The organism is Dyadobacter subterraneus, assembly GCF_015221875.1.
Lineage (GTDB): Bacteria > Bacteroidota > Bacteroidia > Cytophagales > Spirosomataceae > Dyadobacter > Dyadobacter subterraneus.
Window position 1 is genome coordinate 1348774 of the sequence record NZ_JACYGY010000001.1, and the last position, 16960, is coordinate 1365733.

Below are 16960 nucleotides of genomic sequence, written 5' to 3' on the forward strand. Positions count from 1 at the left end.
ATGATGCTACACTTTAAAACGATCAGCGATCTTCGTAAGGGAGCCGGGTTTGCTCCGCCGGAGCACCCGCAGCTCTCCTTGTTGACAGGTCTACGGACTTGTCCACTTCAAGGGCAGAAGTTTACAATGGATTGCTACATGATATCCTTGAAAAGATTAATAGGCGGCGTAATGCTTTATGGGCGTACCCCGTATGATCATCATAACGGTTGTCTGTCTTTTATAAAACCACGGCAGGTTTTGCAGTTTAACGACCTGGAACTTGTTGAAGATGGATTTATGATCTGCGTTCATGAGGATTTTTTCAATGCCCATCCATTGCAAAACCAGCTGCGAAATTATCACTTTTTTGAATATGAGATCGACGAAGCCCTGCACCTGTCGCCTCGAGAAGAGGCAGTTATCTGGGAGCTTTACCGTAAAATAGAAACAGAATATAATACCAACCAGGACGAGTACAGCAGGGATATCATGCTGACGCACCTTGATTCAATCTTAAAATATTCACAGCGTTACTATAAACGACAATTTATTAATCGGGCGGAAGCTTCTGGAAAGACGATCTCCAGGTTCAACAGGATATTGAGTGCCTACATTTCCGGCGGATCTTTATTTTCCAAAGGACTACCCACTGTTAATCAGCTTGCTGACGAACTTAATTTATCACCACGTTACCTAAGTGATCTCTTAAAACAGGAGACAGGCAAAACCGCCATCGAACTGATCCATATCACAATGATTGCCGAGGCGAAGAACAGACTGCGAAGCGAAGACCGGAATGTATCGGAAATAGCTTTTGCACTTGGCTTTGAAAACCTGTCCTATTTTTCTAAACTTTTTAAACGGGAAGTAGGCGTGAGTCCTAACGTGTATAGAAAGCAATTCTTAAACTGATTGAGCTATCTGCCTTCTCCCTGTTTTTGAATTACGGCTTTTCTTGCAAAGTTTTATGACAAGGGGCTGACCGAAATACCAAAACCTAGATAAAAAGCTTCAGTTCACTTCTATGAATCAGTCTATCATGCTTGCTCGTTTTGAAGCTTTTCTTCAACGGCCGAGGGCTCAAATATTCCTGTGATGAATGTCTTTTCCAGCTATTATACATTAGAGGCGGCCGTTACAATCTGTTGGTGATCAGGCAAAAGAAGTCAAGGTGATTATTGAAGAAGCCAAGATGGCAGAACCGCCTTGTATTTGCTTTTGGGTGCCGATGCCTGCGCCCGAGCATTTACTGGATTATGCCTGTTATCTTCCTGCTACAAGCAATGTTAGGCATTAGCAAAGCCGACTAATTTTGCTTATAACGTGCATGCATTACAATGAGCCAAATTGCCAAATAGTTGACCGGATATCCAAGGCTTCTCCAACGCAAGTGCGGCAACTTTGTATTGTCAATATCGACAGCAATATCCAAACAGGCATAAAGATGCAACGTACAGCAAAAGCGTATTGGTCGGGAAGCATAAAAGAGGGTAAAGGAGAGCTGACTACCCAGAGTGAGGCTTTGAATAAAACAAATTATAGCTTTAAAACCCGGTTTGTAGGAGACGAAAAAGGAACCAATCCCGAAGAGCTCCTGGCAGCAGCACATGCAGGATGCTTTACCATGGCAGTCAGTTATGTGCTCACGGAAAAGGGATTGGCAGCAATTGAGCTGGATACACAGGCAACTGTGTACATGGATAGCGCAAACATCACTGGCGTACACCTCTCCATTACAGGAAATGTGCCCGGACTTAGCTCTGAAGAATTTGAAGCAATCACGAAAGAAGCAGAAAAGAACTGTTTAGTTTCAAAAGTCTTAAGTATATCTGTTTCGTCGCAAGCAATTCTTGTATCAGAGTAATTACAGCCGAAGAGAGTCTTTTCATAAAAAAGGTGGCAATGTGCTTGTTCAATGCTGGATTATCTGGCAGTGAACAAGCACTGCCTGTTAGTTCGATATCTGTCTTAAAAATGTTGGCCAGGCTATCGGCAAGCGTTTATAACTTATCCTCACTACTGTTTCGCGCAATACTGTTTACATGGTCACTGAATATAAAAAATTTGATTTGTTTGGCGAAACCTTTATTCAAAGGTTGAATCTGAAGCCTTCTTTTGAATTTACTTTTCCGGTCGCTGAGCAAGCGTGTTTCTTATACATGCTGAAAGGGGGAACGGAATATCAATCAGGAGCTGATTATTTGAATATTCCTGCTCACCAATCCCTGCTGCTAAACTGCCTGAAGGCCGGTAACCAGATTAGAGACATCAATTCCGGCGACAATAATGAAATTGTGATTGTTACATTTCATCCGGATATTTTAAAAAAGATTTATGATAAGGGACTTCCGCTGATATTTACAAAAAGTAACCAAACGACAAATCAGCAACGAGGAGTTATCAAAAATGACTTTTTGATCCAAAAGTATATTGAAGGCCTGCTGTTCTATTTTGAAAATCCATCGCTGGTCAGTGATGAGATTTTAATATTAAAGTTGAAAGAAATAGTTCTTTTACTTTCGCAAACACAGGAGGCACATACGATACAAACCATACTCTCGCAACTGTTTTCACCAACAACATTTACCTTCAGGCAGATTATAGAAGAGAATCTTTTTTCACAGGTCAGTGTAGAGGATCTGGCACAAATGAACAATCTGAGTGCTTCCTCATTCAAAAGAGAGTTTAAGAAACTCTACAACGATTCTCCCGCCAGTTATATCAAATCTAAACGCCTGGAAAGGGCAGCACAGCTGCTTTCGGTTTCTGATGAACGCATTACGGACATTGCTTTCGATTGCGGATTCAATGATCTTGCCAATTTTACTAAAAGTTTTCACGACAGATATGGAGTCGCACCCTCAAATTACCGTTTGAAAAGAAACGAAAGCTGAGGGGCAATCATAATTTAATAAGCAAATACCCGGAAATCATATTTGATGATGGACGAAAAAGCCAAATCATTGGCCTATTCTGCAAAGAAATCCTGCTGCTTGCTTCGCAACTTTGCATAGTAATCAAACAAGCAAATTATGGGATTATCGAATTTAGGTATCTTTCATACCGTTATTGGAGTTGTTGCTATTATTGCAGCCTTTGTGTCATTCATTAAGAATGCTAAAATTGATCTGGGAAAATTAGTGGGGAAAATCTATTTCTACTGCACCCTGGTCGCTTCGCTTACTGCTTTGGGGTTGTCTAGTATTAAGGGTGTCAATCCTGGCCACATTCTAGCGCTACTAATTGTATTGCTGATCGTGGTGGCTTACTTCCTCTATTTAAAAAGACCAGGGAACAACCGGTCTCGCTTTGTTGAAAACTTTTTTCTTTCATTCAGTTTCTTTTTATCGCTACTTCCTACCGTGAATGAGACATTTACCCGTGTTCCTGTAGGGCATCCTTTGGCGAACGGTCCGCAAGATCCGCTGATTGCTAAGACGCTGGTCTCACTTTTTCTTCTGTTTATTGCAGGATCTGTTTTACAATTCAGAAAGCAGAGAAGAATAAATAGATTGAAATCTGCGCAGCCGGTATAATAAGGTATCAACAGAAATATCAGAATTCGTACTTTCAAAAGTCAAACTTGCGGTACTGGTGAAGGTGCTGTTAACCCCAACTCCTCAAGAATCCGGCCATTGTCTTTTTTACCTCAGACAATCATTTCCAAATTCATTGTTTGCAAGGTATTACAATACGAAGGAGTCGTGTACTCCACGGTGGCGCGCGACGTGTCATACACCCGCCGCACCACCAGCTTGTTCTGCTCTGGGGTCTTGAGCTCCACGACCAAGATTTTGTAGTGATGCCCTGCACGCTGCGCTGGATGTCTCGGAAGCGACTGTCACCACGTATAAGGTATCTTAGAGGTGGGGTATCTGCTGCGAAACCTATTTTTATAACGCAGACCCAACATTCCGATATAGTTACTCATTAAATCAAGATATCAGTTGATTGAAACTGCCTTTATTGAAGAAATGACTAACTATTTTGTTACTTCCATAGAAATCCGAATGGCAGAATCCTTTCCTTTCAACTAGTATTGGAACTGACAGTTAAGGACTGTGGCGGGCGAAAGAACATTTAAAAGATGGAATGCACGTACCGGAAAGCGGGACAAAATACATATCAAATTGAAATTTATCTAAAAATCAAAAAGGCTGTCAAAAAGACCAAATGGTACTCATGACAGCCCTGCTGGTAACTACATACTGCTTTTTATTTGATAGAGTAAGCTTTCACTGTATTATGGAAAAAGGTAGGAACATATAGTACCTTGGTGGACGGATTATACCCGATGTCCGCTGAATTTATTTTTTCACCAGAAGTGTCCAGTTTCAGCTCGGTTGTCCCGTCAGCATGAACGTGCCAAATCTTTCCTCCCCACTCGGTTACGATGTAGGATTTGTTTCCCAAGGCCACAATCCCGTCAATCCCGCCTCCAACTTTGGCAATCGTGCTCAATTGCTTTGTTTCAGGATTTAGACTCAATAATGAACCGTCTCCATTACCGATCAGAAGCTGACCATTTTCAAACAACAGCCCGTTGTTGCCTTTGATCTGATCGCCGGACAACACGGAACTAACTGTCCCTTTGCTTATAGCCCAGACCTTGCTATCATTGGAGTCAGTAACATAGACGATACCTTTCTTGCTGTCCACGGCAATATCATTGAGAAACTTGGCTCCTTCCACCGGGTATCTTTTTAGTATCTTTCCCGAAGAAAGATCAATTTCTGCTACCTGATTCATTTCAGTCACGTATAACTTTTTGCCCAGGATCCCCATACCTTTCGTTGAATTGAGGTTTTCAGTAAATTTTAACTGAATCACCTTACCATCCAAACCCAGTTTAGAAATGTAGCTGCCCTTGTTTTCTAAACTTGGACCTCCATTAATACAGGCAACATACAAGATCTTCTGAGATGGTTCAAACAAAACACTTTCGGGCGTCCTGAGTGTTGTATCAGTTTCCCAGATTGGTTTTAAATCGAATGTTTGGGCATGGGCGCCGGAAGTCAGGCTGAGAACCAGGCAGGTTAGTACGAGAGGAAATGATTTAAACATAGTTTGGATGTTCCTATAAAACACATAGCAAGAAATGATACCGGTCTTGCTAATCCGGTCAAATTAAAGAAATTAACGGATCATTTTACCCTAAAAGCCGTGATACTGGTTTTGCTACTTCTATTTCTTTTTAATTGGTATTCTTTATAGCATCGCTGTTCAACGCAGCTGCATAAAAAAACCTGACCGGTTTGGTCAGGTTTCAAGTTATTTGTCGGGAAAGGAAATAATCTTACAATACAGATATATTTACTAATCCATTTATTACTCAACTTATTTTTTATAAACGCGGTAAAGTCTGCCTTGATCAGTCACTGCGTAAAGCGCACCATCTTTACCTTCGGTGATATCACGGAAACGTTGATGCTGATCTTCAAGCAATCTTTCTTCTCCCACAACTTTATTATTTTCAATGATCAGACGGGCAATATGCATGCTGCTTAATCCGCCAATAAATAAATTGTTCTTCCACTCAGGAATATTATTACTGCTGTAAAAAGTGATTCCGCTTGGAGAAACTACCGGATCCCAGTAATAAACCGGCTGCTCCATTCCTTCTTTTTGCTGAATCGCATCACCAACTTTTTTACCGCTATATTCTATACCGTAAGTAATCGTCGGCCAGCCATAATTTTTTCCTGGCTCAATGCGGTTAAGCTCATCTCCACCTCTCGGACCAAATTCAACTTCCCACAAATCTCCGGTAACAGGGTGAAATGCCAGTCCCTGTACATTCCGGTGACCATAAGAATAAAGCTCTGGTTTCGCATCTGCTTTACCCACAAATGGATTCCCTGCGGCAGGTTTCCCATCTTTTGTAATGCGGATCACTTTTCCAAGACTGGAATTTAACTGCTGCGCCTGAGGTCTTGTAATAAGGTCAGAACGCTCACCTGTGCTGATCACCAGATTGTTATTTTTGTCAAAAAGAATACGTCCTCCGTAGTGCAATGTGCTTTTAAAAGCCGGTGTAGCCTGGTAAATGACTGTGGCACCTTCAATTTTCTTTTCGTCTGCTGAAAGCTTTCCTTTTGCTACGGCAGTCAGGTTGCCAGTTGCCAGCGCTTGTGAAAATACCCAGTAAACCATTCTGTTTTTTGCAAAATCAGGATCAACACGGATACCCAGCAAGCCTCCTTGTCCATCAGCATTCACGGCAGGAATTCCGGTGATAGGCGCGCTCAATTTTCCGTCGGTGGTTGCAATGCGCATAGTACCTGCTTTTTCGGTAACAATTAACCGGCCATCTGGCAGGCTGGTAATGCCCCAAGGATTTTTCAGCTCTTCTGTCAGTACTTTACCTTCATAGGCAGTTGCAGATTTTACACTGCCAATTCTTGTCTGACCTTCGAATGCCGGTTTGTAATCTGAGTTCGCTTTCTGGGTTTCAACAGGAGCCCCGGTACTGGTTGTTTGTGAAAGGGCTTTCTGACTAAATACAAAAGAGAAAACGGATCCGGTTAGGATTAGGAGAATACTTTTAGTCATTTTTGTTATGTTAAGTTTTAAAATCAAAACCAGGTTTGCCAATTTGAAAGCATAACCACACTTATTACTGTAAAGATCGGGCCAAGTTTTTAATCGGCAAGCAGAAAACACACTAATATTTGTAAAGGTTTAGGCTAAATCTCATTAATTCCGTATTTTTTTAATGATAATGAAATAAAATAAAGAAAATAAGAATTGGGATTATTACAATCTCATGAAGACGTTGCCGAATATCTTGGTCGCCGTATTAATGTTGAATTCTTACATGTACAAAACCAAAATGCACTATACGTATTATTTTAACTTTTCACATAGTCTGATAGTTTTCAATATTTTATTTGAGACAGTTTGATGGTACTTTAATTATGTGTAGTTTGACATAATTGAGATTTATATCAACTGACGGTATGAGAAATTATTATTTAACCTATATGGTTTTAATCCTGACTGCTTGATAATGGGTTCTAAAATAATTTCTTTGAACGAAGATATTCGTTTTAGGAAGCTAATGGAGTCTAGCTATGAAGGCTTGTCACTGCTTAATGAAGCATTTGAAGTAATTTATAGAAGTCCGTCAGCGGAGCGTATCCTGGGATGGGAGAGTGCGGAACTTCTGAATTTATCCATAAGCGACCTTATTCATTATGAAGATTTAGACTTTGTAAATAAGTCATTTGAAGATATATTGTTACTTCCCGGATCATCAAAATCCTGCGTTTTCCGGTTCAAACAAAAAGATGAAAAATACATCTGGATGGAATGCTTTTTGACCAATATGCTGGATGATCCGGATGTTAAAGCCATTGTTTGCCGTTACAAGGATATTACTGAGAAGAAAGACGCTGCAAAAATGCTGCTTCAGGCAAGCAACGAATTATATGCCTATAAATATGCTCTGGATGAATCCGCAATCGTGGCAGTAACGGATGAGAAAGGGATCATAAGGCATGTTAATGATAACTTTTGTCGTATATCTCAATACGAACGAAATGAGCTTATTGGGAAAGATCACCGAATCATAAATTCATCATTTCATGCAAAAGAATTTATAGAAAATCTTTGGGCTACAATTTCAAGCGGACTTATCTGGAAAGGCGAAATAAAGAATAGAGCAAAGGATGGCAGTTTTTACTGGGTTGATACCAGTATTATTCCTTTTCTGGATGATTTTGGGCTACCTTACAAATATGTTGCAATCGGATCGGATATTACCAACCGAAAGCAGGCAGAAGAAAAATCCAGACTTGAAAATATCCGTTTACGGCTGCTGGAATCAGTCGTCACACATACCAATGACGCCATTCTGATCACAGAAGCGGAACCTCAAAATGAACCCGGTCCGAGGATTATTTATTTGAATGATGCCTTTACTAAAATGACAGGATATTCTTCAGAAGAAGTGTTGGGCAAATCGCCCAGGTTTTTACAAGGACCGAAAACGGATAGAAATGAACTAAACCGATTGGAGTTAGCACTTCGGAACTGGCTGCCCTGTGAGATCACTGTAATCAATTACAAAAAAAACGGAGAAGAATTCTGCATAAATTTAACAGTGACTCCCGTAGCTGATGAAGCGGGCTGGTACACACATTGGATTTCTGTTGGAAGAGATATTTCGGAACGAAAAATACTTGAACAGGAATTTAATCAGATATTCAACCTGGCTCCCGATATTATCTGTACGGTAGGTCTTGATGGGTATTTCAAAAAGGTTAATCCAGCCATGTCTGATATATTGGAATATAGTAAGGAGGAATTATTATCAAGACCGATCAGCAAATTTATTCATCCCGAAGATCAGCTCAGGATAATGGCAGAGCTGCAAATAAAAAACAGAGGAGCAGAAAGCTTTTATTTTGAAAACAGGTGTGTTACCAAATCCGGGCAGGTTAAATGGCTTGGCTGGACGGCCACACCAGCATCAAAAGAAGGTCTTATTTTCACAGTTGCTAAAAACATTACTGATAAGAAACAATTAGAAGATCTTCTCGACAAAGTGACAAGAATGGCAGGCATAGGTGGATGGGCATTTGATTTGGTTAAAGGGACTTTATACTGGTCTGCGGTAACCAAAGAAATTCATGAAGTGGCGCCCGACTTTGAACCAGACATCCAAAAAGCACTGCATTTCTATAATGAAGAATCTGATAAAACTTCCATAACCGAGCATCTTGCCCTGGCTGTTGATATGGGTGCTTCTTTTGATTTGGAATTACAAATTTTAACGGCCACACAGCGAGTTAGATGGGTGCGTATAACTGGTGAGCCTGAAATTGAAAATAATAAATGTGTAAGGATCAGCGGAAGTTTTCAGGATATTGACGTTCGGAAAAAAGCCGAAATTGTTGCCAGGGAAGCACTTTTAGAAAAAAACCTGATTCTGGAAAGTATAGGGGATGCTTTTTTTGCTGTTGATAAGAACTGGATAGTCAATTATTGGAATAATAAAGCCGAAAAAGTTTTACACAAAACAAGGGAGGAAACCAGTGGGTTTAACTTATGGGAAGTTTTTGCCGATGCTGTTGGTTCAAAAACTTATGAAAAGTATCATCAGGCTGTCAAAACCAATAGGGCCATACATTTTGAGGATTATTATCCGCCACTTAAAAAATGGTATGATATCAGTGCTTATCCATCTTCAAATGGGTTGTCAGTTTATTTTAAAGATGTAACAGAACGTAAGAAAAGCAGCACGGCCCTTGCTGAATCTGAAAAAAATTACAGCACACTTTTTCATCTGAGCCCTTTGCCGATGTGGGTTTTTAGTATAGAAACACTGGCATTTCTTGACGTCAATGATGCTGCAATCAAGACTTATGGTTATAGCCATGAAGAGTTTCTAAATATGACGATTATGGATATAAGGAAGGAAGAGGATATCAGGAAGTTGAAGCATGTACTATCGATGAAAAATACTTCACAGCACAGTCTGAGTCATCAAGGAATTTTTACTCATAAAAAAAAGAATGGTGAACTGATTCAGGTTAATATCCAAAGTAACCTGATACGTTATAAGGGGATATACAGTAAAATCATTATAGCCAATGACATGACTGAAAGCTATAATTATATCACAAAAATTGAGCAGCAAAATATAAAATTCCGTGAAATTGCCTGGATTCAATCTCACATTGTGAGAGCGCCGCTGGCACGTATTATGAGCATTGTACCGATGCTGCAAAACTGGGAGACCTTTGCCGAGGAAAGAGAAACGTTGCTCGACTATCTGCTGCACGCATCAAACGAACTGGATCAGGTGATTAAAACAATTTCTGATAAAACGCGACTGGCGCAGGATGATTAGGCTGAATTGCCGGTGAACCGTTAATTTACGGGAAAGAAAGAAATAGAATTTTATTCAAATAGGAGTTTATGTTTCATTTTGAACTGATAAAATTTATTTATCAATACTTCTCGATAAGTGTTTATGAAAGCTCAAACAGGTTGATTTTTCCTGTAAAGCTTTGGCGTTAGTTGCTGGTTTTTTTTGAAAAAATTAATAAAATGCGGAAGATCATCAAATCCCAGACTCCATGCTATTTCCGAAATATTCCAGTCTGTATGTTGCAGTAGACTTTTGGCTTCCTGCATAATTCTTGCTGCGACAAGTTGTGATGTGGTTTTTCCGGTGACAACCTTCAAAGCATGATTAAGGTGATTGACGTGAACCGACAACTGACTGGCAAATTCGGTAGGATGACGCAACTCCATACGTTGAATTGTAGATTCAATAGGAAACTGTCTTTCCAGCAATTCTGTAAAAATCGAAACAATCCGCTGCGATCCGTTCGAATCTTTGTAGGGCTGAAAAGTGGCAGGTTCAAGTTTAAGTGCTGAAAATATCAATTGCAGCACCATCGACCGGAGCGAATCATATTTATAACTGAATTCGAGCGTGATCTCACTGAGCATTTGTTTGAAAATATTTTCAAAAACAGCAAATTTTTCTTCGTCAAGATGGAATAATGGAACATTGCCTGGCTTAAAAACCGGATAATCTTTGATGGGCATAAACTGATCAAAAAAATCTTCCGTGAAAACGCAGAAATAGGCAACCTGTTCAGATTCCAGATGTTCCCATGAGTATGGAATATTAGGATTGGTAAATAATAAAGCACAATCAAAATCAACCGTTTTATCTGCGTAATAAAGTCTTGTTTTACCTTTCAGAAGGCTGATTTTAAATAATGCTTTTCGGTTGAACGGTTTGCAGTTAAACTTGTCATCCCTGTTATGCTTCACATGAAAAACGTTAAAACGCTGAACATCCTTACCAATCTCACCAGGCATCCAAACGCGCTCATCATTTTTCAAATCCTCATGTAAATCAACATTGCTCATTTTAATTGCCTCTTATATTAATGTTAATCCGTTATTAAAGTAACTTCTTGCACAAGCAAATATAAATAATTCGCAATTGCAGCAATTTATAAATTCAAAGCAAAAGCTGTAAAAATCAAATAATTCAATTTTTTAAAAAGAATGGCATTTCAATCAAGTCTTTGATTTTTTCAGCTTTCTGTTTGATATATACAGCCGTCCTGGCAGTGCCTGCTGGTAATTTTGTACCCTCTTTAAAACATAACAAATTACTAAAATGATAGCAGCAAAAGGATATGCGGCACAAAGTGCCAATGCAGAATTAAGCCTCTGGACTTTTGACAGAAGGGACGTCGGACCACATGACGTGCAAATTGAGATTTTATATTGTGGAGTATGCCATTCCGATGTGGCGCAGATTAATAATGAATGGTTTCCGGGTTTGTTTCCAATGGTACCTGGTCATGAAATTGTAGGCCGTGTGGTTGCTGTTGGTGAACATGTTAAGAATTTCAAGCCAGGTGATCTGGCCGGGGTAGGCACGCTCGCCAACTCCTGTAAAAAATGTGCGCATTGTGACGATGGGCTGGAAGTATATTGTGAAAACGGTGTTATTCCAACCTATAACGGCTTGGATAAATACAGGGACGGTTTGCCAACTTACGGCGGGTATTCAAACACCATCGTTTCGGACGAATCCTTTACCTTACATATTCCTGAAAAATTAAATCTGGCCGCCATTGCACCTTTGTTATGCGCGGGCATTACGACCTATTCTCCGCTGAAACATTGGAAAGTAGGCAAGGGACATAAACTTGCTGTTTGAGGGCTAGGCGGATTAGGCCACATGGCCGTTAAATTCGGTGTGGCGTTAGGCGCGGAAGTGACGATCCTGAGTACCTCACCAAAGAAAGAAGCCGATGCGAAAAAACTGGGTGCTCATCATTTCATAGTTACTTCTGATGCCCGGGAAGTTGAAAAGGCAAAAAACTCGTTTGATTTTATCATCGATACCGTAAGTGCCGAGCATGACTTCGATTTCTACATTTCACTGTTAAGATTAAATGGAGTACATATTTTAGTAGGTATTCCACCAAAAGGTTTTGAAGTAAAAAATGTAGGTATGTTCCAGTTGGGTCGTAGGAGTGTAGTAGGTTCAGCAGCCGGTGGTCTTCCTGAAACACAGGAAATGCTGGATTTTTGTGCAGAGAATAATATCGTTGCGGATATCGAACTGATCGATATGAAGGATATTCATAATGCATTTGAACGCATGACAAAAGGAGATGTAAAATATCGTTTTGTAATTGATATGGCCACGTTATAGTTACTATTTAATTTCAGCATCTCTCTGTTCTAATATTAGTAAACTGAGGTGAAAAGAAAACTCTTCTTACCTCAGTTTTGACATTTTAAACAAAAAATGAATCGGATTTAATAATGACAAAATTTATTGGTCTTCCTGCTTATTCGCCCAAAATCATTTGCTTGATACCTTTCCTGAATGCTTCATCACCCGCTGCCAGGCGTTGCGCATACAGCGCTTTTGCATCTTCACCACAAACATAGCGCAACGTGTCTTTTTCATCTGTGGCGGCTTCATAAACCACCTTGGCAATTTCTTCGGGAGTGGACATTTTGACGTCGGGACCGCTGATTGCGGCAAAAAACTTTTGTGTCAGGGCCTCATAAGCAGGGTGAGAAGGCAAAACCGATCTTTCGGACATATCAGTAGAAACCATACCGGGTTCTATGTTTTTGATACCAATTCCAAACTGGTCCAGTTCAAATGACAAGCTCTCAGCCCAACCTTCCAACGCCCATTTACTGGCGTCATACATGGAACTAACCGGAAAACCCATCAGTCCGGCTGAGGAAGTTGTATTAATAAACAGCCCTGATTTTTTAGCTCTGAAATTTGGAATAAAAGCTTTTGTTACGCGCACCGTGCCAAAGAAATTGGTTTCCATTTGCAGTACCATTTGTTCGTCAGTAACGGCTTCCAATGGCCCAAGTACCGCATAACCGGCATTGTTAAACACAACATCGATATCGCCCAAAGCCAGAGCTTTTTCTGTGGTTTCGTTAATTTGTTCAACATTGGTTATGTCCAAAGGCAGCAGTGTAATATTATCCAGTTGATTCAGCTCTGTCTCCTTTTCCGGCTTGCGCATGGTGGCAATAACCTTCCAGCCCTTTGCAGCAAATAATTTAGCGGTTGCCTTGCCTATACCTGCCGAGGCTCCGGTAATAAAAATCGTCTTTGTCATATTTAATTTTTTTATTTCGGGTCAAACTTATAGCATGTTTACTATACATTTGCTATTGATTACCTAAAAGAAAGTGACTATGCTTTTTGAAACAAAAACATGTGATACTGAAAATTCCAGGCAAAGAACCTTGGCATTGAGGGACGCAATTGAGCTGTTGAGCGGAAAATGGAAGTTTTGTATTCTGCTTAATTTATACCATTATAAAACCATGCGTTTCAAGGATTTACAGGAAACGTCCGTGGGTATAACACCCAAGGTTTTGTCAAAGGAATTACAGGAACTGGAAGAAAATTTGCTGATTACACGAACAGTAAATAATACAAAACCTGTAACAGTTTCTTACACCCTTACGGACCATGCCATTGAAACTCAACCTGTCATTGAGGCTTTAATAGAATTCGGATTAAAACACAGGAAAAAGATCAAGGAAAATGACAGGCTCCGGTGTTGAAATTGATTTGGCTTAATACTTAAAACAATATTTTATTCTAGGCTAATGGAATCTATTGTTCTCACTAAATCCCAGGCACGGAAAATCATTCTTGAAGCTGCCGGACTTGCAAAGAAAGCACAGTTTGGGACAGGAATTGAGGCCGTTTATCGGTTGATCGACCATTTGGGTTTTGTGCAGCTGGATACAAATTACGTTGTGGAACGTGCCCATCACCATGTCATGGCTTCACGTGTGCCGGACTATCGAACGGAATGGCTGAGCGATCTTTGCGAAGAAGGCCAAATCTTTGAATACCTGACTTCGGATGCGGGTTATCTGCCCATGCATGATTTTCGCTTTTCGTTACCGGTGAAGGAAGCGTTTAAAAAGCAACGCAAGCCACTCACAAAACCGGAAATCAATTTGATGAAGCAAATTCTGGATCGGGTAGAAAGGGAGGAAGCGGTAATGGTTGGAGATTTTGAGAACGACCGACAGGAAGCCAGTTCCGGATGGTGGGATTGGCGACCGGCCAAAGTTGCACTCGAACGGCTATATCTCGACGGAAACCTGATGATTCGCCGTACAAAATCTTTCCAGAAAGTTTATGACCTGCCGCTCAATTTAGTGCCGCAGGAAATAGACCAGACCTTGCCGACAGCCGAAGAATACGCCCGTTTCGTCATCCGCCGGACGCTGGGAGCACTCGGTATCAGCTCGGTAAAAGAAATGAGCTGGCGGGCACGTCATGTGAAAGGCAACCTGATTAAAAAGGAACTGGAAAAAATGATTCAGGCAGGGGAAGTGAAAATAGTAAGTATAGATGGATTAAAAGGTCCGCTTTATGTGCTTCCCAATCAGGAGATTAATATTGAAATTGCCAATGAAGTATTCATTCTTTCGCCATTTGATATTCTTAATGTCTTCCGCCACCGCTTGAAAGATTTTTTCAATTTTGATTACCAGATCGAATGTTTTGTACCTGCTGCCAAACGTCAGTATGGATATTTTTCGTTGCCCGTACTCGCAGGTGAAACCTTTATTGCCAGGATGGATGCCAAAGCCGACCGAAAACAAAAAGTGCTGATTGTTCATAACATCCACTTTGAACCGGTCGATCTTGATCCGGTCATCATTGAAAAATTTATTCAGGCCTTAAAGTCATTTGTCAGATTCAACCAATGCCAGGACATTATCTTCAAAAAATGTAATAACGAAACATATCTGGAAACGATCTGCCAAAGTTTTTCCTGATAAATTTTGGTCAATCCGGTTTAATACGCCGGATTGACCAAAATTTGTGATATATTTTTCTGTCCTTTTGAGCCAGAATATTAATCAATTATTACACTGTTAATGGCTTTTTCCATGGCATGTTCCTTTACACCCGGAACTTTCAAACCTTCCGCTCTGAAAACGGTGAGGTCTGTCATTCCCAAGAATCCAAGAAATGATTTGAGATAAGGAGCGACAAAATCATTAGCCTTGCCAGGGCCTTCCGAGAAAATACCGCCTGACGACATGGCTACATAAACCTTTTTTCCGATAACCTTTCCGATTGGACCATTTTCTCCATAACCAAAAGTAATTCCGGCTCTTGTAATATGATCGATCCAGGCTTTTAGTGAAGAATGGATTGTGAAGTTGTAGAGTGGGGCACCAATAACGATGATATCGGAGGCTAACAACTGTTTTACCACTTCGTCTGAAAAACGAATAGATTCTTTTTCTTCGGTTGTCAGCTTATCCCCCGGGATAAAAAATGTACGAAGTACGTCAGCGTTAAGATGCGGGATTTTGATATCTACCAGATTTACTTCTTCCACAGTACTACCGGGATATTTGTCCTGAATTTTTTCAACAATGACGTGACCAAGTTTGATGCTGTAAGACTCATTGCCTTGTACACTTGACATTAAATGAAGGATGCGTTTCATAAGAAAATATTTTAATTGTTATCATTTTTAAGTCTCGGGACAATAGGACGAATAGTACATTTTAAGGCCTTTTTTATCAGCTGCCATATTTGTTTTGTCCTGTTATTGTGCCCGAATTATCACGGACAAAAGTATGGTTACCGGGTGATCAAAAGTTACTACTTACCCAAAGGAAAGCGGTTACTTTTGGGTAAGTGCTTTATCTTTGTAACTATGGAAATCCTGGAAAATGACGCAATTCCGGACACAGTAGAATGTGCCGGATCACTTAAAAATGTAATTGATGCGCTGTATGTGCTGAATGGGAAATGGAAGCTGCCGCTCATTCTTAGCCTGGTGAAATCTTCTAAGCGTTTTAATGAGATTCAGAATGAAGTTGGTGGGATATCATCCAAAATACTGGCTAAGGAATTAAAGCATTTGGAGCTGAATGATTTTATCACTCGGAATGTATATCCGACCACACCGGTAACCATCATTTACGAGGCAACGGATTACAGCCGAACTTTACAAAGTGTGATGAGAGAATTGAGTGCCTGGGGTGGGCAACACCGTGAAAAGGTGAAGCTGGGTATGCAAAAACAATTGGTGTGAGAGAAAATTAATTCCACTCAGTAAATAATAAAACCCCAAAAATAGCCATTTTGACTAATCCAGGGGTTTTAAAATAATTATGAAATCGTGGTATGTTGTTGAATACTCTTTTGGGTTTCAGCTTACCATGGACAATTAGCCGGTTCCGGAAAATATTCTTCACTGAAAAATTTTCCGGTTGGTCCATCCTCGCCAATCAACGCATACTTGGCAATACGTTGTCCCGCCTCTTCGGCTGTGCTGGTACCCTGGTAACCCGTAAAATCCGTCCTGGTCCAACCCGGACAAACTGCGTTGACTTTGAACGGCGTATCAAGAAGTTCGTAAGCAAGATTGACCGTGTACATATTCAGCGCCGACTTGGACGATTGATAGGCCACATATCTCGTGGGATAATTATTACCTGATAAATTGGCAGCAAGCGTAAGTGAGGCCATGCTTGTGCTTACATTCACGATCCTTGGTGCGGGAGATTTTTTCAATAAATCTATAAAAGCCTGTGTCACGGCAATCACACCGAAAACATTGGTTTCATAAACTGTTTTAAACGCATCAATTGTTGTTTCAAGCGCCGATTGCTGACGCACTCCGGAAATGCCTGCATTATTGACCAGCACATCTAAAACCTGTGTTTTTTCGCCAATGGTTGCACGGGCAGCATTGATTGATTCCTGATTTGTTACATCAAGCTGAATGGCTTCAATGTTGTCAAATCCTTCTGCTTTGAATTTTTCTGCGGCTTTTAAACCATTTTCCAAACTACGGCTGGCTAAATAAACAAAGAATCCGTTGCCGGCGAGTATTTTTGCTACTTCATTGCCGATTCCTTTATTACCTCCTGTTACTAATGCTGATTTCATTTTACAAAC

General features: G+C 40.4%; 16 protein-coding genes. 10 read left to right on the forward strand and 6 right to left on the reverse strand.

Annotation, left to right across the window (positions count from 1 at the left end):
* The 4 genes from IEE83_RS05650 to IEE83_RS05665 all read left to right on the forward strand — a co-directional run bounded on the left by IEE83_RS05650 (position 1) and on the right by IEE83_RS05665 (position 3518).
* On the forward strand, positions 1-894 hold the full coding sequence (locus IEE83_RS05650) for a helix-turn-helix domain-containing protein (protein ID WP_310588477.1): 894 nt from the start codon (positions 1-3) through the stop codon (positions 892-894).
* Between the two features lie 532 nt (positions 895-1426).
* Positions 1427-1846 carry an OsmC family peroxiredoxin gene (locus IEE83_RS05655; protein WP_194119633.1) on the forward strand — a complete coding sequence of 140 codons (420 nt, stop codon included), beginning with the start codon at positions 1427-1429 and terminating at the stop codon, positions 1844-1846.
* Positions 1847-2141: 295 nt separating this feature from the next.
* Entirely contained in the window at positions 2142-2876 is a 735-nt protein-coding gene (locus IEE83_RS05660; protein WP_228101688.1) for a helix-turn-helix domain-containing protein, read from the forward strand.
* Positions 2877-3014: 138 nt separating this feature from the next.
* The gene (locus IEE83_RS05665; RefSeq protein ID WP_194119635.1) at positions 3015-3518 is read left to right on the forward strand and encodes a hypothetical protein; all 504 of its coding nucleotides are present in this window, start codon (positions 3015-3017) and stop codon (positions 3516-3518) included.
* Positions 3519-4197: 679 nt separating this feature from the next.
* On the opposite strand, the gene IEE83_RS05670 is transcribed toward IEE83_RS05665, so the two are convergent.
* Together IEE83_RS05670 and IEE83_RS05675 are read right to left on the reverse strand one after the other, a co-directional pair.
* The gene (locus tag IEE83_RS05670; protein WP_194119636.1) at positions 4198-5046 is read right to left on the reverse strand and encodes an NHL repeat-containing protein; all 849 of its coding nucleotides are present in this window, start codon (positions 5044-5046) and stop codon (positions 4198-4200) included.
* Positions 5047-5319: 273 nt separating this feature from the next.
* Positions 5320-6534: a PQQ-dependent sugar dehydrogenase gene (locus IEE83_RS05675; protein WP_194119637.1), complete on the reverse strand. Its 1215-nt coding sequence runs from the start codon at positions 6532-6534 to the stop codon at positions 5320-5322.
* A gap of 457 nt (positions 6535-6991) precedes the next feature.
* Between IEE83_RS05675 and IEE83_RS05680 the strand changes: the two genes are divergently transcribed.
* Positions 6992-9838, forward strand: a complete 2847-nt coding sequence (locus IEE83_RS05680; protein WP_194119638.1) for a PAS domain-containing protein — start codon at positions 6992-6994, stop codon at positions 9836-9838.
* Positions 9839-9969: 131 nt separating this feature from the next.
* On the opposite strand, the gene IEE83_RS05685 is transcribed toward IEE83_RS05680, so the two are convergent.
* On the reverse strand, positions 9970-10875 hold the full coding sequence (locus IEE83_RS05685; protein ID WP_194119639.1) for a helix-turn-helix domain-containing protein: 906 nt from the start codon (positions 10873-10875) through the stop codon (positions 9970-9972).
* Positions 10876-11131: 256 nt separating this feature from the next.
* Between IEE83_RS05685 and IEE83_RS33400 the strand changes: the two genes are divergently transcribed.
* Together IEE83_RS33400 and IEE83_RS33405 are read left to right on the forward strand one after the other, a co-directional pair.
* Positions 11132-11680: an alcohol dehydrogenase catalytic domain-containing protein gene (locus IEE83_RS33400; RefSeq protein ID WP_310588478.1), complete on the forward strand. Its 549-nt coding sequence runs from the start codon at positions 11132-11134 to the stop codon at positions 11678-11680.
* 21 nt (positions 11681-11701) lie between these two features.
* Positions 11702-12181, forward strand: coding sequence for a zinc-binding dehydrogenase (locus tag IEE83_RS33405; protein WP_310588479.1), 480 nt, complete (start codon positions 11702-11704; stop codon positions 12179-12181).
* A 139-nt stretch (positions 12182-12320) separates the two neighbouring features.
* On the opposite strand, the gene IEE83_RS05695 is transcribed toward IEE83_RS33405, so the two are convergent.
* Entirely contained in the window at positions 12321-13124 is an 804-nt protein-coding gene (locus tag IEE83_RS05695) for an SDR family oxidoreductase (RefSeq protein ID WP_194119640.1), read from the reverse strand.
* 79 nt (positions 13125-13203) lie between these two features.
* Between IEE83_RS05695 and IEE83_RS05700 the strand changes: the two genes are divergently transcribed.
* Positions 13204-13578 (forward strand): winged helix-turn-helix transcriptional regulator, encoded by a 375-nt coding sequence (locus IEE83_RS05700; RefSeq protein WP_194119641.1) that lies wholly within the window; start codon positions 13204-13206, stop codon positions 13576-13578.
* Between the two features lie 45 nt (positions 13579-13623).
* On the forward strand, positions 13624-14814 hold the full coding sequence (locus IEE83_RS05705; protein ID WP_194119642.1) for a winged helix-turn-helix domain-containing protein: 1191 nt from the start codon (positions 13624-13626) through the stop codon (positions 14812-14814).
* A gap of 80 nt (positions 14815-14894) precedes the next feature.
* On the opposite strand, the gene IEE83_RS05710 is transcribed toward IEE83_RS05705, so the two are convergent.
* Complete coding sequence (locus tag IEE83_RS05710; RefSeq protein WP_194119643.1) at positions 14895-15497, reverse strand: FMN-dependent NADH-azoreductase; 603 nt, start codon at positions 15495-15497, stop codon at positions 14895-14897.
* A gap of 213 nt (positions 15498-15710) precedes the next feature.
* On the opposite strand from IEE83_RS05710, the gene IEE83_RS05715 reads away from it, so the two are divergent.
* Positions 15711-16091 (forward strand): winged helix-turn-helix transcriptional regulator, encoded by a 381-nt coding sequence (locus tag IEE83_RS05715; RefSeq protein ID WP_194119644.1) that lies wholly within the window; start codon positions 15711-15713, stop codon positions 16089-16091.
* A 122-nt stretch (positions 16092-16213) separates the two neighbouring features.
* Here IEE83_RS05715 and IEE83_RS05720 read toward each other — a convergent pair whose 3' ends face one another.
* Positions 16214-16951: an SDR family oxidoreductase gene (locus IEE83_RS05720; RefSeq protein WP_194119645.1), complete on the reverse strand. Its 738-nt coding sequence runs from the start codon at positions 16949-16951 to the stop codon at positions 16214-16216.
* Between the last annotated feature and the right edge of the window lie 9 nt (positions 16952-16960).

Excerpts from the sequence above, each read along its gene's own strand:
- IEE83_RS05650 (WP_310588477.1), top strand. The coding sequence starts at position 1 with ATGATGCTACACTTTAAAACGATCAGCGATCTTCGTAAGGGAGCCGGG.
- IEE83_RS05680 (WP_194119638.1), top strand. The coding sequence starts at position 6,992 with ATGGGTTCTAAAATAATTTCTTTGAACGAAGATATTCGTTTTAGGAAG.
- IEE83_RS05660 (WP_228101688.1), top strand. The coding sequence starts at position 2,142 with ATGCTGAAAGGGGGAACGGAATATCAATCAGGAGCTGATTATTTGAAT.
- IEE83_RS05705 (WP_194119642.1), top strand. The coding sequence starts at position 13,624 with ATGGAATCTATTGTTCTCACTAAATCCCAGGCACGGAAAATCATTCTT.
- IEE83_RS05670 (WP_194119636.1), bottom strand. The coding sequence starts at position 5,046 with ATGTTTAAATCATTTCCTCTCGTACTAACCTGCCTGGTTCTCAGCCTG.
- IEE83_RS05675 (WP_194119637.1), bottom strand. The coding sequence starts at position 6,534 with ATGACTAAAAGTATTCTCCTAATCCTAACCGGATCCGTTTTCTCTTTT.
- IEE83_RS05700 (WP_194119641.1), top strand. The coding sequence starts at position 13,204 with ATGCTTTTTGAAACAAAAACATGTGATACTGAAAATTCCAGGCAAAGA.
- IEE83_RS05695 (WP_194119640.1), bottom strand. The coding sequence starts at position 13,124 with ATGACAAAGACGATTTTTATTACCGGAGCCTCGGCAGGTATAGGCAAG.
- IEE83_RS05655 (WP_194119633.1), top strand. The coding sequence starts at position 1,427 with ATGCAACGTACAGCAAAAGCGTATTGGTCGGGAAGCATAAAAGAGGGT.
- IEE83_RS05720 (WP_194119645.1), bottom strand. The coding sequence starts at position 16,951 with ATGAAATCAGCATTAGTAACAGGAGGTAATAAAGGAATCGGCAATGAA.
- IEE83_RS05685 (WP_194119639.1), bottom strand. The coding sequence starts at position 10,875 with ATGAGCAATGTTGATTTACATGAGGATTTGAAAAATGATGAGCGCGTT.
- IEE83_RS05715 (WP_194119644.1), top strand. The coding sequence starts at position 15,711 with ATGGAAATCCTGGAAAATGACGCAATTCCGGACACAGTAGAATGTGCC.
- IEE83_RS05665 (WP_194119635.1), top strand. The coding sequence starts at position 3,015 with ATGGGATTATCGAATTTAGGTATCTTTCATACCGTTATTGGAGTTGTT.
- IEE83_RS33405 (WP_310588479.1), top strand. The coding sequence starts at position 11,702 with ATGGCCGTTAAATTCGGTGTGGCGTTAGGCGCGGAAGTGACGATCCTG.
- IEE83_RS33400 (WP_310588478.1), top strand. The coding sequence starts at position 11,132 with ATGATAGCAGCAAAAGGATATGCGGCACAAAGTGCCAATGCAGAATTA.
- IEE83_RS05710 (WP_194119643.1), bottom strand. The coding sequence starts at position 15,497 with ATGAAACGCATCCTTCATTTAATGTCAAGTGTACAAGGCAATGAGTCT.